At 75.0% G+C, this 16,400-nt stretch carries 11 protein-coding genes; 4 read left to right on the top strand and 7 right to left on the bottom strand.

The window, feature by feature from the left end; translation table 11 throughout:
* Window positions 1-93: 93 nt before the first annotated feature.
* From ACGF1Z_RS34200 to ACGF1Z_RS34190, 3 genes are read right to left on the bottom strand one after another with little or no spacing between them, the layout of a single operon-like run.
* Window positions 94-1,479, bottom strand: a complete 1,386-nt coding sequence (locus ACGF1Z_RS34200) for a glycosyltransferase 87 family protein (protein ID WP_393010311.1) — start codon at window positions 1,477-1,479, stop codon at window positions 94-96.
* A gap of 26 nt (window positions 1,480-1,505) precedes the next feature.
* Complete coding sequence (locus tag ACGF1Z_RS34195; RefSeq protein WP_393010309.1) at window positions 1,506-2,237, bottom strand: ABC transporter ATP-binding protein; 732 nt, start codon at window positions 2,235-2,237, stop codon at window positions 1,506-1,508.
* A complete protein-coding gene (locus ACGF1Z_RS34190) occupies window positions 2,230-3,162 on the bottom strand; it encodes an ABC transporter permease (RefSeq protein ID WP_393010307.1) in 933 nt (310 codons plus the stop codon). The genes ACGF1Z_RS34195 and ACGF1Z_RS34190 overlap by 8 nt, the downstream gene beginning before the upstream one ends.
* 142 nt (window positions 3,163-3,304) lie before the next feature.
* On the opposite strand from ACGF1Z_RS34190, the gene ACGF1Z_RS34185 reads away from it, so the two are divergent.
* Window positions 3,305-3,919 carry a TetR/AcrR family transcriptional regulator gene (locus tag ACGF1Z_RS34185; RefSeq protein ID WP_393010305.1) on the top strand — a complete coding sequence of 205 codons (615 nt, stop codon included), beginning with the start codon at window positions 3,305-3,307 and terminating at the stop codon, window positions 3,917-3,919.
* Window positions 3,920-4,020: 101 nt separating this feature from the next.
* Here the strand turns inward: ACGF1Z_RS34185 and ACGF1Z_RS34180 are convergent, their stop codons facing one another.
* From ACGF1Z_RS34180 to ACGF1Z_RS34165, 4 genes are all read right to left on the bottom strand, one after another.
* A complete protein-coding gene (locus ACGF1Z_RS34180; RefSeq protein ID WP_393010303.1) occupies window positions 4,021-5,004 on the bottom strand; it encodes a carbohydrate ABC transporter permease in 984 nt (327 codons plus the stop codon).
* Window positions 5,001-6,356: a carbohydrate ABC transporter permease gene (locus ACGF1Z_RS34175; RefSeq protein ID WP_393010353.1), complete on the bottom strand. Its 1,356-nt coding sequence runs from the start codon at window positions 6,354-6,356 to the stop codon at window positions 5,001-5,003. Before ACGF1Z_RS34175 ends, ACGF1Z_RS34180 begins: the two co-directional genes overlap by 4 nt.
* Window positions 6,357-6,428: 72 nt before the next feature.
* The gene (locus ACGF1Z_RS34170; protein WP_393010301.1) at window positions 6,429-7,796 is read right to left on the bottom strand and encodes an ABC transporter substrate-binding protein; all 1,368 of its coding nucleotides are present in this window, start codon (window positions 7,794-7,796) and stop codon (window positions 6,429-6,431) included.
* A 122-nt stretch (window positions 7,797-7,918) separates the two neighbouring features.
* Window positions 7,919-11,524 carry an FHA domain-containing protein gene (locus ACGF1Z_RS34165; RefSeq protein ID WP_393010299.1) on the bottom strand — a complete coding sequence of 1,202 codons (3,606 nt, stop codon included), beginning with the start codon at window positions 11,522-11,524 and terminating at the stop codon, window positions 7,919-7,921.
* A 478-nt stretch (window positions 11,525-12,002) separates the two neighbouring features.
* Between ACGF1Z_RS34165 and ACGF1Z_RS34160 the strand changes: the two genes are divergently transcribed.
* The 3 genes from ACGF1Z_RS34160 (at window position 12,003) to prfB (ending at window position 16,282) form a co-directional block, all read left to right on the top strand.
* Window positions 12,003-13,760, top strand: a complete 1,758-nt coding sequence (locus ACGF1Z_RS34160) for a serine/threonine-protein kinase (RefSeq protein ID WP_393010297.1) — start codon at window positions 12,003-12,005, stop codon at window positions 13,758-13,760.
* Between the two features lie 127 nt (window positions 13,761-13,887).
* Window positions 13,888-15,129, top strand: coding sequence for a serine/threonine-protein kinase (locus tag ACGF1Z_RS34155; protein WP_393010295.1), 1,242 nt, complete (start codon window positions 13,888-13,890; stop codon window positions 15,127-15,129).
* Between the two features lie 43 nt (window positions 15,130-15,172).
* Window positions 15,173-16,282 (top strand): peptide chain release factor 2, encoded by a 1,110-nt coding sequence (prfB, locus tag ACGF1Z_RS34150; RefSeq protein WP_393010294.1) that lies wholly within the window; start codon window positions 15,173-15,175, stop codon window positions 16,280-16,282.
* Window positions 16,283-16,400 lie beyond the last annotated feature (118 nt).

Raw genomic sequence — 16,400 nt, 5'->3', positions numbered from 1 at the left:
GGCACGGGGACGCCCCCGCCGGTCCTTCGGGACCGGCGGGGGCGTCCGCTTCTCCGCGTGCGGGCCCGCCCGCGGCGTCCCTCTTCTCGCGCGTCAGACGGCCGGGCCGACCGCGGACGTCCACAGGCGCCGGGCGGCGAGCGCCGCCGCCGCGAGCAGGAGGGCGTTGCGCAGCACCATCACGGTGAGACCCGGCCAGGTGCCGGTGACGACGTCCTCGTAGAGCACGGGGTACGCGAGGGCGCTCAGGGCCGCGGCGGGCAGGAGCAGCAGCGCGACCGGGCGCATGACCGTACTGCGGGAGGTCAGGCAGACGGCGGCCAGGCCGAGCAGCCAGATCAGGTACTGCGGGCTGATCACCCGGCTGGTGACGGTGAAGAGCAGGACGGCGGCGAAGGCGGCGTCGAGCGGGGTGGCAGCGGTCCAGCGGCGGGCCCGGACCCGCCACAGCAGCAGCCAGATGAAGGCCAGGGTGGTCAGCAGCAGGGCGAGGTGCCCGACGGTGGAGACGTACGGGCCGACGTACTCGAAGGCGCCGTAGCGGAACTCCACTGCGCCCGGCCAGGTGCCGGTGGCCTTCGCGAGGGCGAGGCCGGTGCCGCCGAGGGACTCGATCTGGACGCCGCGGCTGCCCTGCTGGCGCAGGAAGCCGAGGGAGTCGGAGAAGAGCAGCGCCAGGGCGGCGAGGAGGGCCGTGGCGGTGACGGCCGCGGCGGTCCAGGCCTCGCGGGTGGTGCGCCCGCGCGGGGTGCCGATCAGCGTGAGCGCGGGCCAGACCTTGACCATGGCGCCGAGTCCGGCGAGCACCCCGCCGATCCGGTGGGCGGCGGGGGAGCGGGCGGTGAAGGCGAGCAGGGCGAGGACGGCGAGCGCGGTGGTCTGCACGTCGTAGCGGGCGAGCGGGATGTGCAGCAGCAGCGGGAGCCCGAGCACCCAGTACCAGGCGCCGTGGGTGAGCCGGGCGCGGTCGGCGCGGGCCAGGGCCGCGGCGACCGCCAGGTCGGCGAGCAGGGTGAGCAGGACGAAGCCCTGGAAGTACGTGAGCGAGGGCAGGGCTCCCGGCGCCATGATGACCAGGCCGGCGCCCGGCGGGTACTGCCAGGTGACGTCGTCGGGCGGGAAGGTGCCCTGGGCGAACTGCCCGTACCAGTGCCGGTAGAGCACGTGGACCTCGCTCGCCACGCCGCCGATGCCGAGCGTGTCGCGGTCGAGCAGGAACAGCATGCCGGCCCGGGTGAGCAGCCACGTGATGCCGAGGGCGAGCAGCGGGCCGCGTCCCACGGTCACGAAGGTGGCGGAGGTGAAGGTCTCCGACTCGAAGGGGGACCGGGTGAGGGCGGGCGGCGCCGCTCCGGTGCGGGGGGCGCCGCCTTGCCCGGCGGGCGGCCCAACGGGGTGACCGGTCGTGCTTCCCGGGGCGGCGGCTCCGGTCGGGGGGCTTCCGGTGGCGGGTTCGTACGGAGGCGGGTCGGTCGTCATTCCTCCGCACTCTAGACCGCTATGCCCTATTTGCCCTTTCTCTGGACGTCCGTCCCGGTGAAGTGTTCGTAGGCCTTCACCACCTCGTCCGCCGGGCCGTCCATCCGCAGGGTCCCCGATTCCAGCCACAGTGCGCGGTCGCAGGTCTCGGTGATGGTCGAGTTCGCGTGGCTGACCAGGAAGACGGTGCCCGCCTCGGCCCGCAGTTCGTCGATCCGCTGCCGGCTGCGCCGCCGGAACGGCGCGTCGCCGGTCGCCAGGGCCTCGTCGATGAGCAGCACGTCGTGGCTGCGGGCGGCGGCGATGGCGAAGCGCAGCCGGGCGCCCATGCCCGAGGAGTAGGTGCGCATCGGACGGGAGACGGCCTCGGCGTCCTTGTCGTTGATCCCGGAGAACTCGACGATGGAGGCGTAGCGGTGGGCGATCTCCTTGCGGCTCATGCCCATCGCGAGCCCGCCCAGGATGACGTTCCGCTCGCCCGTCAGATCGCCCATGAGCGCCGCGTTGACGCCGAGGAGGGCGGGGCGGCCGCGCGTGTAGACCCGGCCCGCGCTGGTGGGCAGCAGGCCGGCGACGGCCTTCAGGAGGGTGGACTTCCCCGATCCGTTCGAACCGATCAGGCCGATCGCCTCACCCCGGTACGCGGCGAAGCTGACGCCCCTGACCGCGTGGACCGCCCGCTTGCCGCCCCGCTCGGTGTAGGTGACGTGGACGCCGTCGGCGACGACCGTCGGCTCCCGCTCCGCTCGCTCAGCCACGGCCGTACCTCTCCTCCGCCTGCCAGAAGTAGACGAACCCCCCGGCGAAGGTCAGTGCCGCCCAGCCGGCCGCCAGCGCCCACACGTGCGGCGGCAGCTGCGAGCCGGTGAAGCTCTCGACGAGCGCGAAGCGCATCAGGTCGATGTAGACGGCGGCCGGGTTCGCCTGGAGCAGCAGGATCACCGCGTGCGGCAGGTCGCGGCCGTGGGTCAGGTGCGCGATCGACCACATGACCCCGGAGGCGTACATCCAGGTGCGCAGCACGAACGGCATCAGCTGGGCGATGTCGGGCGTGCGGGCGGCCAGCCGCGCCATCGCCATCGCGAGCCCGGTGCCGAAGAGCGTCTGGAGCAGCAGTGCGGGGATCGCGAGCAGCCAGCTCCAGCGCGGGAACTCGCCGCAGCAGAAGAGGATCGCGACCAGGGCGCCCAGCGAGAAGACCAGCTGCTGGAGCTGCTGGATCGCGAGCGCGATGGGCAGGCTCGCGCGCGGGAAGTGCAGGGCGCGCACGAGGCCCAGGTTGCCGCTGATGGCACGGGTGCCGGTCATGATCGTCTGTGAGGTGAAGGTCCACACGAAGACGCCGGTGATCAGGAACGGGACGTAGTCCGGGACGCCCCGCTGCACGTCCATCAGGACGCCGAAGATGGCGTAGTAGACGGCCGCGTTGAGCAGCGGGTTCATCACCTGCCAGATCTGGCCGAGCCGGGCCTGGCTGTACTGCGCGGTCAGCTTGGCCGTCGCGAACGCGGTGATGAAGTCGCGGCGGGACCACAGCTGCCGCACGTAGGCGGGGAGCGAGGGGCGTGCGCCGCTCACGGTGAGCCCGTGGCGCAGGGCGAGGGCGCGCAGCTCCTCCGAGGAGGGAGGGGTGGGCGGCGCGGGCCGCTCGGGCGGGGCGAGGGTCTGGGTCGTCACGTGCATCGCCTTCGGTGGGGCGGTGGAACCCGTCCGACGGAACGGGTCCGTATCGTCGCTACGAGGAGAGTAGGACGCCCTCACGTCGCAACGCAACCGTGTCGTCGTCACGCGCTCCGCCGCGTGACCGCTGGTTAGGATCCTGTGCATGACGACACCCTCCGGACCCCCGGGAACCCCTCGCCGCGCCCCCGCGGGAGCCGCCGTGCTCCGGGAGGACGTCACGGAGGCCATCCGCGCCGCCGTCTTCGAGGAGCTGGCCGCGGTCGGCTTCGCCCGCATGTCCATCGAGGGCATCGCCCGCCGCGCCGGCGTCGGCAAGACCGCCGTCTACCGGCGCTGGAAGTCCAAGCTCGCGCTCGTCCTCGACCTCGTCGGCGCGGTCGCCCTCCAGGGCCTGCCCGCGCCCGCCACCGGCTCCCTGCACGGCGACGTCCGCGCGCTCCTGGAGGTCGCCTCCCACGCCCTGCGCCACCCGGTGGCCTCGCAGGTCATCCCCGACCTCCTGGTCGAGGCCGTCCGGCACCCCGAGATCGCCGACACCCTCAAGGCCGCCCTCCTCGACCCCCAGAAGGGCGTCGTCGCCCAGGTCGTCCGGGCGGCCGTCGAGCGCGGCGAACTGCCCGCGGGCGCCGACCCCGACCGGGCCGTCGACCTCGTGATCGGGCCGCTCTACTGGCGGCTCGTCGTGGTGCGCACCGAGCCGCCGGAGGGCTACCTCGACGACCTGACCCGCTCGGCCGTCGCCGCGCTGACGGCGTGACGGCGTGGGGCGCGCCGGGCGGGGCGACGGCGCGCCGGGCGGCGTGACGGCGTGGGGCGGGCCGGCACGGTCACCCGGTCCGTCTCACCGTGCCGTACGGGTCACTTCACCGCGCCCGCCATCACGCCCGACACGAACTGCCGCTGGAACGCGAAGAAGACCAGCAGCGGGATCACCATCGACACGAAGGCGCCCGGCGCGAGCACGTCGACGTTGTTGCCGAACTGCCGGACCTGCTGCTGCAGCGCCACCGTGATCGGCGGCGACTGGGCGTCCGCGAAGATCAGCGCCACCAGCATGTCGTTCCACACCCACAGGAACTGGAAGATCCCGAGCGAGGCCAGCGCCGGGCCGCCCAGCGGCAGCACCACCCGGGTGAACAGGCGCACCTCGCCCGCCCCGTCGAGCCGCGCCGCCTCCAGGAGTTCGCGCGGGATCTCCGCGAAGAAGTTCCGCAGCAGGAAGATCGCGAACGGCAGCCCGAAGGCGGTGTGGAACAGCACCACGCCCAGCGTCGTCTCGAAGATCCCGACCGCGCCGAACAGCTTCGACACCGGCACCAGCGCCACCTGCACCGGCACCACGAGCAGCCCGACCACCAGCAGGAACCACCAGTCCCGGCCCGGGAAGTCCAGCCACGCGAAGGCATAGCCGGCGAAGGCCCCGATGACGACCACGAGGACGGTCGCCGGGACGGTGATCAGGACGGTGGAGACGAGCGAGTCGGTGATCGCCTCGTTGGAGAGGAGGTGGCGGTAGTTCTCGGTGGTCAGCTGCGCGGGGGCGGTGAACACCTGCCACCAGCCGCCCGAGGCGATGTCGGAGGGCGAGCGCAGCGAGGAGACCAGCAGCCCGACCGTCGGCATCAGCCAGAACAGCGCGACCAGGACCAGCAGGAGCCGCACCCCGCCGGAGCCGGCGCGGGCGGCGATCCGGGACACCGCGCCGCCCGCCGGTCCGCCCGTCCTCCCGCCCGTCCTCCCGCCCGTCGGTCCGCCCGGCCTCCCGCCCGCCGGTCCGCCCGGCCTCCCGCCGGCAGGGGGAGTCGGCGGGTTGCCGACCGGGGGGCTCGTCTGGCCGCTCATCGGCGGGTCTCCCTTCGCGCGCGGCGGACACGGCGGATGTTGACCGCCATCACCGGCAGGACGAGCAGCAGGAGCAGCACGGCGATGGCCGAGCCGACCCCGAGGTCCGCGTCCGTGCCGAAGGACGAGCGGTAGAGCTGGAGCGCCAGCACGTTGGCGTCGTCCTGCGCCGAGCCCGGCGCGATGATGAAGACCAGGTCGAAGACCTTCAGGACGTTGATCATCAGGGTGACGAGGACGACGCCGAGGACCGGTGCGAGCAGCGGGACCGTGATCCGGCGGAACACCTGCCACTCGCCGGCCCCGTCGACCCGCGCCGCCTCCAGGAGTTCGCGCGGCAGGCCCGCGAGCCCGGCGGCGATGAGGACCATCGCGAAGCCGGCCCACATCCATACGTAACTCCCGATGATCGCGGGGGTGACGAGGGTGGGGCCGAGCCACTCCACGCCGTCGTACTGCTCGCGGAAGTTGCTCGCGGGCAGCCGCAGCACCGCCCCGTCGGCGGCGGCCGGGAGCGTGAAGGTGCCGTCGGCGCCGGCCGTGGCCCGTGCCACCACCCGGCCGTCCTTCACCGCCTCGATCCGCAGTCCCTTCAGGCCGAGTTCCTTCGGGTCCACCGCGTTCGGGCGTCCGCCGCCGCCCCGGGTGAAGTCCAGCCAGGCGACCCCGGTGACCCCCTCGCCCGCCGCGGCGGGGGTACGGGCCGGCCGGGCGTCGCCGGGCATCTGGGCGGGCGCCACGCCGACCAGCGGCAGCCGGGCGACCTCCCCCGTGCGGACCGGGGACCTCGTGACGTAGGCCCCGCCGCCCGCCGCCGCCAGCGGGTGCACGGGAAGCGGGCGGGCGCGGGGGAAGACCGACGCCTCGGCGAAGGTGTCGTGCACGCCGACCCAGACCGCGTTGGCGACCCCGCGGTCCGGGTCCTGCTCGTACACCAGCCGGAAGATGATGCCCGCGGCGAGCATCGAGATCGCCATCGGCATGAAGACGAGCAGCTTGAACGCCGTTCCCCAGCGCACCCGTTCGGTCAGCACCGCGAAGACGAGGCCGAGGGCCGTCGCCACGGTCGGGGCGACGGCCACCCAGATCAGGTTGTTGCGGACCGCCGTGCGGATCGACTCGTCGGTGAACAGGGTGACGTAGTTGTCCAGGCCGGCGAAGGAGTCGCCGGACCGGTCGAAGAAGGAACGCTGGACCGAGAAGCCGATGGGGTAGACGACGAGCGCGCCGAGGAGGACGAGGGCGGGCAGGAGGAAGGCCGCGGCGGTGAGCGTGGTGCGGGTGCCGCGGCGGCGGCTCCGGCCCGGCGGGCCGGAGCGTGCGGAGCGGCCGGGGCCTTCGGTGCGGACCAGGCCGTCGGTGCCGGCCTCGTCCGCGGCCGCCCGGCCTTCGGGCGTGGCGTGCGCTTCGGTGCCGGTCACGGCTCAGCCCTTGTAGGCCTTGGCGGCCTCGGCCTCCAGCCGGGCCTGTGTCCCGGCGACGTCCTTCGGGTTCTTCAGGAAGTCCTGGAGCGCCTTCCACTCCCCCTTGCCGGGCGTCCCGCCGAACGACTGCGGCATCTGGTCCGACATGTCGAAGCGGAAGCCGTCCCCCGCGCCGATCAGCGCCGTGGCGATCCTGCGCTGCACGTCGTTCGGGTACGCCGCCGGGTCCAGTGCCTTGTTGGGGGACAGGAAGCCGCCCTCGGCCGCCCAGATCCGCGCCGCGTCGGGCGAGGCGAGGAAGGTGAGCAGGGCCTGTGCGCCCTTGGTGTCCTTCAGGGCCACCGCGGCGTCGCCACCGGTCACCACCGGGGCCGCGCCGTCGCCGACGGCCGGGAACGGGAAGACCTTCGCGTCCGTGCCGATCTTCGCGCCGGTCTCGGCGATGTTGACCGCCGAGAAGTCGCCCTCGAAGACCATCGCCGCCTTGGCCCGGTCGCCGCCGGTGAAGGTCTGCGTCACGGAGACCGGGAACTCGGTCTGCAGCGCGCCGTTCGTGCCGCCCGCGAGCAGGGCCGGCTTGCCGAAGAGCTCGGCCAGGGTGGTCAGCGCCCTGCCCACCGAGGGGTCCGTCCACTTCAGGGTGTGCCGGGCCAGCTGGTCGTACTTCTCCGGGCCCGCCTGGGAGAGGTAGACGTTCTCGAACCAGTCGGTGAGCGTCCAGCCGTCCGCGCCGCCGACCGAGACGGGGGTGACGCCGGAGGCGGAGATCGTCTCGGCGGTGCCGACGAAGTCCTTCCAGGTCTTCGGCTCGCTCGCGCCCGCGTTGTCGAACGCGGCGGCGTTGTACCAGACGAGGGACTTGTTGGCGGCCTTGAAGTAGACCCCGTACGCCGTGCCGTCGACCGCGCCGAGGTCCTGCCAGCCCTTCCCGTAGTTCTTCGCGAGCTGCGCCTTCGCCTCCGGCCCCAGCGGCTTGAGCCACTTCTGGGCCGCGGCCTGGTGGATCGCACCGACCTGCGGCAGCATCGCCACGTCCGGCGGGGAGCCGCCGGCGATCTTCGTCCCGAGGAAGTTGACGATCGGGTCCTGGGCCGGCACGAAGGTGACGGTCGCGCCCGTGCGCTTCTCGAACTCCTTGAGGACCTTCGTGAAGTTCGCCTGCTCGGGGCCGGTCCAGACGGCGGCGACCTCGATCTTCTCGCCCTTCAGGGACGGGAGGACCAGCCCGGAGCCGTTCGTGGGGGCCTTCGCGCCGGGCGCGCTGCCCGTACCTCCGCCTTCGTCCTCGCCGCCGCAGCCCGCGGCCGCCAGCACGGCGACCGTCGTCGCCGCCACGACGCCGATTCGAAGAGTTCTGCCGTTACGCATCCGAGCCCCGCCTCTCCCACGTGTACCGGTCCCGTGCGCTCAGGTCTACGCCCGGTGCCGGAGGGCCCGCAATACCGCCTTCCCTGTCGAACGGGGGATCGTGATGGGCTCGTGACGTGCCGTCAGGCGTGGCTGGGGGAGGTGAGCGGCGCCACCGGCGTGGCCTCCACCGACCGGGCGGCGCGGTCGAGAGCACTGGCCAACAGGGCCAGATCCGTCGGTCCGTTGCCCAGCTCGCGGACCGGGCGACGGGTGGGCGGGTCGCCCATCCGCTCCCACTCCAGCGGGACCACCGTGGGCCGTTGGGTCGCCGTGCGCGGGATGCGCCCCGTGACCCGGCCCGCCTGGAACGGCGTCACCCGGCCGTCCGGATGCCCCAGCCGCCCGCGACCGGGCTGCGGCTCGTCCGGTCCCTGGCCCGGCGCCGCGGGCGGCGGGTCGAGCACGATCCGCAGCCGCGCCCCGTGCGCCAGCTCCGTGTCCGCCGTGCGGTCCGGCCGCGCCGAGGTGGCGACCAGGTGCACCCCGAGCCGCGCCCCGTGGCGCGCCACCGCCTCCAGGGCCCGCACCACGGACCCGGCCGCCGGGCGCCCCGGCGCGCCCAGCGCGGGCGCGACCAGTGCGTCGAAGTCGTCGACGAGGACGATGAGCCGGGGGAGCGCGCCGGCCCCTTCCCCGGCGCCGGCCCGGCCGCCCGGCTGCGCGGTGCCCGGCTCGTCCGGCGCGTCCGTGCGCAGGGTGCGGCCGCTGGAGATGTCGTCCGGCGCGCCCGTGCCCGTGCGGTGGGTCCTGGCGCTCGGGCGGTCCCCGAGCAGGTCCCGGCCGGGCGACGGGGTGCGGAAGCCCACTCCGCCGTCCTGGTCGTACACCTCGCCGGGGGCGCTGCGCTGCGTACGGCTGCTGGGCGCGTCGTCGAGGGCGCCCGCGCCCGCGCGGGAGGTCCTGGCGCTCGGGCGGTCGCCCAGCAGGTCCGGGGCCGGGGGCGGGGTGCGGTCGGCCGGGACTCCCGCGCCGCCACCCGTGCGGTGGGTCCTGGCGCTCGGGCGGTCGCCCAGCAGGTCCGGGGCCGGGGGCGGGGTGCGGTCGGCGAAGGAGGCCGAGCCGTGTCGGGGAAGGCGGCCGCTCGGGGTGTCGCCGACCGCGCCGTCGGGGGCCACCCGCAGGGTGCGGCCGCTCGCGCGGTCGCCGAGGAGGTCCGTGCCCGGGGGCGGGGTGCGGTCGCCCAGGGGCGTGGCGGCGGTGCGGGACACGCGGCCGCTGCCCGCGTCGGACAGGTCGGCCCCTGTCCGGGCTTCCGGGATGCGGGCCGTGGCACGCGCGCCCGGCGGGAGGGACTCGGCGGGGCTCGGCGAGCGCTGGCCGATCAGGCGGCCCGAGCGCCGGTCCGCGAAGGGGGTGTCGCCGAGGAGCTCGGCGCGGCGCTTCAGTTCGGCGCCCAGGGCCTGGGCGAACTCCCGCATGCGGACCGGGTCGGAGGCCACCAGGTGCTCGGTGACGTGCGGCAGTTCCGTGCAGGCCGCGAGGCCCTCGCCGCGCTCGCCGCCCGCGCCGTCGACCAGGAGCAGGCCGAGCCGGTCGGGGCGGCCCCCGGCCGCCAGGGAGGCGGCGACCGAGCGCAGCAGTTCGGTGCGGCCGCTGCCCGCCGGGCCCTCGATCAGCAGGTGCGGGCCCTCCTGCGTGAGGTCCACGGCGACCGGCCCGCGCGGTCCGGCGCCCAGGACCGCCGTGCCCTCCGACGAGGAGGCCCAGCGGGCCATCAGGGAGGCGGGGGTGGCCCGGGCGAGGCCCAGCTCGTCGAGGAGCCGGGCCGACGGCGGCAGCGCGGCCGCCGCGCGCCCCGGTCCGGGCCCCCCGGCCGTCTCCGTGCGCAGCGGGGCGAGGGCCCGGCCGAAGCGCTCGGCCCACGCGACGGACACCGCGTCCACCACGCCGACCGTGCCGTGCCCGGCGACCCGGCCGCCGGCCGTGCGCAGCAGCCGCAGCGCCGTCGCCACGTCCCCGCTGAGCAGGGCCGCCGCCCCGCACTCGCGGAAGGCGAAGGAGGCCGCGCAGGCCTCCTCGTACGTCGCCGCGACCGGTGAGGCGGGCGAGGAGGCGGGCGCCTCGGCGAGGCAGACGAGATGGATGCCGGCGGCGGCGCCCGCCCCGGCGAGCCGCGCCGCCGTCTCCCGCAGCGCGGCGGAGCCCGGATCACCGTCGACGACCACGACCGTCGCGGGCCCCTCGTAGCGCGCGGCCGCCTCGGCGACCGCCGCCCGGTCGGCGCTCGGCCAGCCCGGGCCGAGCGGGCCGTCGTCGAGGCGGCGGGCGAGTTCGGTCAGCCGCGCGTGCGCCTGCTCGCGGTCGTACGCGAGGAGCAGCCGGCAGTCCTGTCCGTGGGCGGGCCGCACGTGCGGCAGCCAGCCGAGCCAGCCCCAGGCCCGGCGCCGCTCCTCCAGGGGGCGGTGCCGGTCGGCGCTGACCAGCACGATCTCCAGGTCCGCGGGGGAGTGCAGGGCGGCGAGCTGGGCGACGACGGAGCGGGCGAGCCCGGCGAGCCGCGGCGCGGGTCCGGCGAGGCCGAGCGATCCGGCCTCGCGCAGTCCGACGGTGACGGGCACACCGGACAGCTCGGCGCGGTCCGTGGTCCCGAGCCGGACCACCAGGGCCTCCGGGTGCTCGGCGCCCCGCTCCCACAGGCGCGGTCCGGGGCCGAGCGCGGTGAGCAGCACGGAGGCGGGATCCGGCCAGCTGTCCGGCGAGGGTCCGGCACCGGGCGCGGCCCCCGGGGCGCCGCCGCCGAAGGCGGGCACGGGCTCGACCCCGTACTCGCCGGAGGACGGATCCTCGCGTCCGCCCGCGAGCCGCCGGGCCCAGGCGCCGAGCCCCCGTCTGCGGGTCTGCCGGGTCCTGCTGTGCGGCTCGATCTCGCCCTGGGGCCCGGCGGGCTCCTCCGCACGCGCGTGCCCGTGGCCGTCGGGGTGTGCGATGCCCGCGCCGTGGGTCGCGTCCTCGGCGCCCGCACCCGTCGCGTACGGCGGGGCGCAGGCCGCGGGGGCCGCCCCGGGCGGGTCGAGGGGGCCGGCCGGCTCGGGGCGGGCCACCCGCAGGTGCCCCTCGCCGTCCGCGCTCGTGGACAGCGCGCGGTCGGTCTCGCCGGCGCCCCCGGGGCCGGTGAGGCGCAGGGCGGACTCGCCGACCCGGAGCAGGGCGCCGGGCGGGAGACGGACGGGCTCCGGGCCGACGGGGACGCCGTCGACGCTCGTGCCGTTCGTGGAGCCCGGGTCGGTGACCGTGACGCGGCCGTCCGTGCCGACCGTCACCGTGCAGTGGGAGCGCGAGACGTCCGGATCGTCCAGCGGCACGTCCGCGTCGACGGAACGGCCGATTCTGATCGCTCCGCCGTGCAGCAGATGCACTCCGCCGGCGTCCGGTCCGGCCACCACGTGGAGCCTGGCGGGGGCCCCCTCGCCGACGCCGTCGTCCGCGCCGGGCACCTGGAGGGAGAGCACGGCGCCGTCGACCAGCGGCGGCACGCCGAGCAGGCAGCGGCGGGTGTCGAGGCGCTCCGCTCCCGCGTAGAGCACGGTGGTCCCGGAGGAGGAGGTGTCCGGGCCGGAGACGGCCGCGGCGAGGGAGGAGGCCACGGCGGCCAGCTCGGTCCCCGCGGGCGCGGTGACGAGCACGTCGCAGGCGCGCCCGGCGCCGTGGCCGGCGTGCGGCGCGAGGACGGTCAGCCGGATCTGCATCGCCGTCAGCGGTCCCTTCTGCGCGGCGTGCCCGGCAGGGGAATCCCACTCGCTCCCCCCACCCGGCACGGACGCGTCGTCCGGTACAGGTCGGCACGGCGCGGGGGCTCCCGACCCCCGACACGACGTGCTGTAGGCATCCTCGCACCTGCCAGTGACAACCCGCCCACGGGTCGCCCGGAAGTGATCTTGTTCGATCGCGCTCGACGCCTCTCCGGACGGGAATTCGCCTGGTTGCGTATGTCTCGCGGTGCTTCCGGCAACCCGTGGCGCGATCCGGGCGTCTTCCTTCCGGACACGGACGGCGTCGGAATCGGCCGTCTCGCGGACAGTCGGTGACCCGTTCGGCGGCACTAAAGTGGGTCGGACACCCGGACGGGTCACAGAACACACAGGGACCCCGGGGACACTTCCACGGACCATCCCGGGACCCAGGGGCCCGGGACCCCAGGACCACGATCAGCAGGGAGCGCGTGACGTGCGGCCTATCGGCAGCAAGTACCTGCTCGAGGAGCCGCTCGGCCGCGGCGCCACGGGCACCGTCTGGCGAGCCCGCCAGCGGGAGACGGCCGGCGCCGAGGCGGCGGTGGCGGGGCAGCCCGGCGAGACCGTCGCGATCAAGGTCCTCAAGGAGGAGCTCGCCAACGACGCGGACATCGTGATGCGCTTCCTGCGCGAGCGGTCCGTGCTGCTGCGGCTCACCCACCCCAACATCGTGCGCACCCGCGACCTCGTCGTGGAGGGCGACGTCCTCGCCCTGGTCATGGACCTCGTCGAGGGCCCCGACCTGCACCGCTACATCCGCGAGAACGGTCCGCTCACCCCGGTCGCCGCCGCCCTGCTCACCGCCCAGATCGCGGACGCGCTCGCCGCCAGCCACGCCGACGGCGTCGTGCACCGTGACCTCAAGCCCGCGAACGTGCTGCTCGCCGAGCGGGACGGCGCGATGTTCCCGATGCTCACCGACTTCGGCATCGCGCGCCTCGCCGACTCCCCGGGCCTGACCCGCACCCACGAGTTCGTCGGCACCCCCGCCTACGTGGCCCCCGAGTCCGCCGAGGGCCGCCCCCAGACGTCCGCCGTCGACATCTACGGCGCGGGCATCCTGCTGTACGAGCTGGTCACCGGGCAGCCCCCGTTCGCCGGCGGCACCGCCCTGGAGGTCCTGCACCGGCACCTGAGCGAGGAGCCGCGCCGCCCCTCGACCGTGCCCGGCCCGCTGTGGACGGTGATAGAGCGCTGCCTCAGCAAGGACCCGGACCGGCGGCCCAGCGCCGAGAACCTGGCCCGCGGGCTGCGTACGGTCGCCGCCGGCGTCGGCGTGCACGCCACCCCCGCCCAGATCGAGGCCGCCGACGGCGTCGGCGCACTCCTCGCGCCCGACCCGGCCCCGGCGCCGGTGCCGCCCGCCGCCCCGGGCGTGGACCCGGCCGGCGCGACCCAGGTCCTGCCGAGCGGCGCCCCGCAGCCGCCGCGGTACGACCCCGCGGCCCCGACCGGCGTGCTCCCGGTCAACGGCCCGGCCGGTGCCGCCGACCCGACCGCCATGCTGCCCACCACCGGCCGCGGCCCGGCGGACGCCGCCGACCCGACCGCGGTCATGCCGCCCGTCCCGCAGGACCCGCCGGGCGAGCAGCCGCATCCGTGGCAGACCCAGCTGGGCGCGCTGCGGGACCGCAACGAGCAGACCCAGGTGCAGTACCTCGACCCGAGCGAGGACCCGCTGCGCCGGCGTCCGCAGCGGCGCCCCCAGCCGCCGCAGGGCGGACCGCAGCAGTACCAACAGCCGCAGCAGTACCAGCAGCAGCCGCCGCAGCAGTACCAGCAGCGCCCGCCGCAGCCCTACCAGCAGCAGGACCGCCGGCCCCAGCCGCACGCCCCGCAGCCGCCGCAGCGGCAGCAGTACGCGCCTCAGCCGCCCCAGCAGCAGTACGTGCCCCCGCAGCCGCCCCCGCAGGCCCCCGCGCCCCGTGAGCCGCGCCGGCGCAGCGCCAACCCGATGCGCATCCCCGGACTGGGCTGCCTCAAGGGCTGCCTGTTCACGATCGTGCTCTTCGTGGTCGCCGGCTGGCTCATCTGGGAGCTCACCCCGCTGCAGGACTGGGTCGCCGAGGGCAAGGGCTACTGGCAGGCGATCGGCGACGGGATCAGCTCCTTCACGGACTGGGTCTCCTCGCTCCTCGACAGCGCGGACACCGGCACCGGCAGCGGATCCACCGGCGGTACGGGCCAGTAAGGACCGGTAAAGACCGGCGATTCTGTCGCTTTGTCGACTTCCGAGGGGTGATTTCCCCTCGGAAGTGCCGGTCGGCGCCCTCGGCCGCGTAACTTTGACGCGAACCGCAGCCGCTGAGGGAGCAGTCTTGGCACGGAATATCGGCAGCCGCTACACGGCCCACCAGATCCTCGGGCGGGGCAGCGCCGGCACGGTGTGGCTCGGCGAGGGCCCCGAGGGTCCCGTCGCCATCAAGCTGCTGCGCGAGGACCTCGCCTCCGACCAGGAGCTCGTCGGTCGCTTCGTCCAGGAGCGCACCGCCCTGCTCGGACTCGACCACCCCCACGTGGTCTCCGTCCGCGACCTCGTCGTCGACGGCAACGACCTCGCGCTCGTCATGGACCTGGTCCGCGGCACCGACCTGCGCACCCGCCTGGACCGCGAGCGCCGGCTCGCGCCCGAGGCCGCCGTCGCGATCATCGCCGACGTCGCCGACGCCCTCGCCGCCGCCCACAAGGCCGGCGTCGTCCACCGCGACGTCAAGCCCGAGAACATCCTGCTCGACATGGAGGGGCCGCTCGGCCCCGGCGGAGCCCACCCGGCGCTCCTCACCGACTTCGGCGTCGCCAAGCTCATCGACACCCCCGGCCGCACCAAGGCCACCCGCATCATCGGCACCCCTGACTACCTCGCCCCCGAGATCGTCGAGGGCCTGCCGCCGCGCGCCGCCGTCGACATCTACGCCCTCGCGACCGTCCTGTACGAGCTGCTGGCCGGCTTCACCCCGTTCGGCGGCGGCCACTCCGGCGCCGTCCTGCGCCGGCACGTCACCGAGACCGTCGTCCCGCTGCCCGGCATCCCCGAGGAGCTGTGGCAGCTGATCGTCCAGTGCCTCGCCAAGGCCCCCGCCTCCCGGCTGCGCGCCTCCGAGCTCGGGACCCGGCTGCGGGACGTGCTGCCGACGCTCAAGGGCATCCCGCCGCTCGACGTGGACGAGCCGGACGCCGACCCGGGGGCGGAGCCGTCGTACGACGAGGACCCGTACCCGGCCAAGGGGGGCGCCGACGCGCCCCCGCCGCGCCGCGCCGCCGTGCCGCTCGTCCCCGGCGCCTCCCCCGACTCCAACCGGGACACCCACACCTCCATGCGGGTCCCCGGCCCCGACGAGCTCTCCGGCGGCCCGCTCGGCACCGCCCGGGCCCCCCGCCCGTCCGGTGCCCGGCGGCCCGGCTCCGCCCGGCACAAGGCCGATGCCGTCCGCAAGCGCCGGATCACCCTCACGGTCGCCGCCGTGGTGATCGCGGGCGCGCTCGGCGCCGGCGGCTATCTCGCGGCCTCCGGGGACGGCGGGTCCCCGCCCCAGGACAGCCGCCCGTCGGCCCGGCCGTAGCCGAGGGGTCCAGGTCCTTGCCACGAGCCGTTACGCTGGACGCGTGGCAGTCGTCGATGTATCCGAAGAGCTGAAGTCCCTCTCCTCGACCATGGGGTCGATCGAGGCCGTCCTGGACCTCGACAAGCTGAGGGCAGACATCGCCGTGCTCGAAGAGCAGGCCGCGGCCCCGTCCCTGTGGGACGACCCCGAGGCCGCGCAGAAGATCACGAGCAAGCTTTCGCACCTCCAGGCCGAGGTCCGCAAGGCCGAGGCGCTGCGAAGCCGCATCGACGACCTCGCGGTGCTGTTCGAGCTGGCCGAGGAGATGGACGACCCGGACACCCGGGCCGAGGCCGAGACCGAGCTCACGGCCGTGCGCAAGGCGCTCGACGAGATGGAGGTCCGCACCCTCCTCTCCGGCGAGTACGACGAGCGCGAGGCCCTGGTGAACATCCGGGCCGAGGCCGGCGGCGTCGACGCCTCCGACTTCGCCGAGCGCCTGCAGCGCATGTACCTGCGCTGGGCCGAGCGCCACGGCTACTCGACGGAGATCTACGAGACCTCGTACGCGGAAGAGGCCGGCATCAAGTCGACCACCTTCGTCGTCAAGGCCCCCTACGCCTACGGCACCCTCTCCGTCGAGCAGGGCACCCACCGTCTGGTCCGCATCTCGCCCTTCGACAACCAGGGCCGCCGCCAGACCTCCTTCGCCGGCGTCGAGATCCTCCCCGTCGTCGAGTCCTCGGACCACGTCGAGATCGACGACTCGGACCTCCGCATCGACGTCTACCGCGCCTCCGGTCCCGGCGGCCAGGGCGTCAACACCACCGACTCGGCGGTGCGCATCACGCACATCCCGACCGGCATCGTGGTCTCCTGCCAGAACGAGCGCTCCCAGATCCAGAACAAGGCGAGCGCCATGAACGTCCTCCAGGCCAAGCTCCTGGAGCGCCAGCGCCAGGAGGAGCGCGCCAAGATGGACGCGCTCAAGGACAGCGGCAGCTCCTGGGGCAACCAGATGCGCTCGTACGTCCTCCACCCGTACCAGATGGTCAAGGACCTCCGTACGGAGTTCGAGGTCGGCAACCCGCAGTCGGTCCTGGACGGCGAGATCGACGGCTTCCTGGAGGCGGGCATCCGCTGGCGCAAGCAGCAGGAGCAGGCGCAGTAGGGCGCCCACCCGCACACGTCGACCGGGCCCCGCTCACCACTCGGTGAGCGGGGCCCGGTCTCGTTCGCACGGGCGCCGCGCAGCCGAATTCGCTGGCGCAAGCACCGGACAGGCGATC

Origin of the sequence: Streptomyces sp. NPDC048018 (assembly GCF_043202995.1) — a bacterium.
Lineage (GTDB): Bacteria > Actinomycetota > Actinomycetes > Streptomycetales > Streptomycetaceae > Streptomyces.
Note: the sequence above shows the minus strand (reverse complement) of the source record. Positions and strands in the feature narration are given on the sequence as shown.

Excerpts from the sequence above, each read along its gene's own strand:
- ACGF1Z_RS34165 (WP_393010299.1), bottom strand. The coding sequence starts at position 11,524 with ATGCAGATCCGGCTGACCGTCCTCGCGCCGCACGCCGGCCACGGCGCC.
- ACGF1Z_RS34200 (WP_393010311.1), bottom strand. The coding sequence starts at position 1,479 with ATGACGACCGACCCGCCTCCGTACGAACCCGCCACCGGAAGCCCCCCG.
- ACGF1Z_RS34170 (WP_393010301.1), bottom strand. The coding sequence starts at position 7,796 with ATGCGTAACGGCAGAACTCTTCGAATCGGCGTCGTGGCGGCGACGACG.
- ACGF1Z_RS34180 (WP_393010303.1), bottom strand. The coding sequence starts at position 5,004 with ATGAGCGGCCAGACGAGCCCCCCGGTCGGCAACCCGCCGACTCCCCCT.
- ACGF1Z_RS34185 (WP_393010305.1), top strand. The coding sequence starts at position 3,305 with ATGACGACACCCTCCGGACCCCCGGGAACCCCTCGCCGCGCCCCCGCG.
- ACGF1Z_RS34190 (WP_393010307.1), bottom strand. The coding sequence starts at position 3,162 with ATGCACGTGACGACCCAGACCCTCGCCCCGCCCGAGCGGCCCGCGCCG.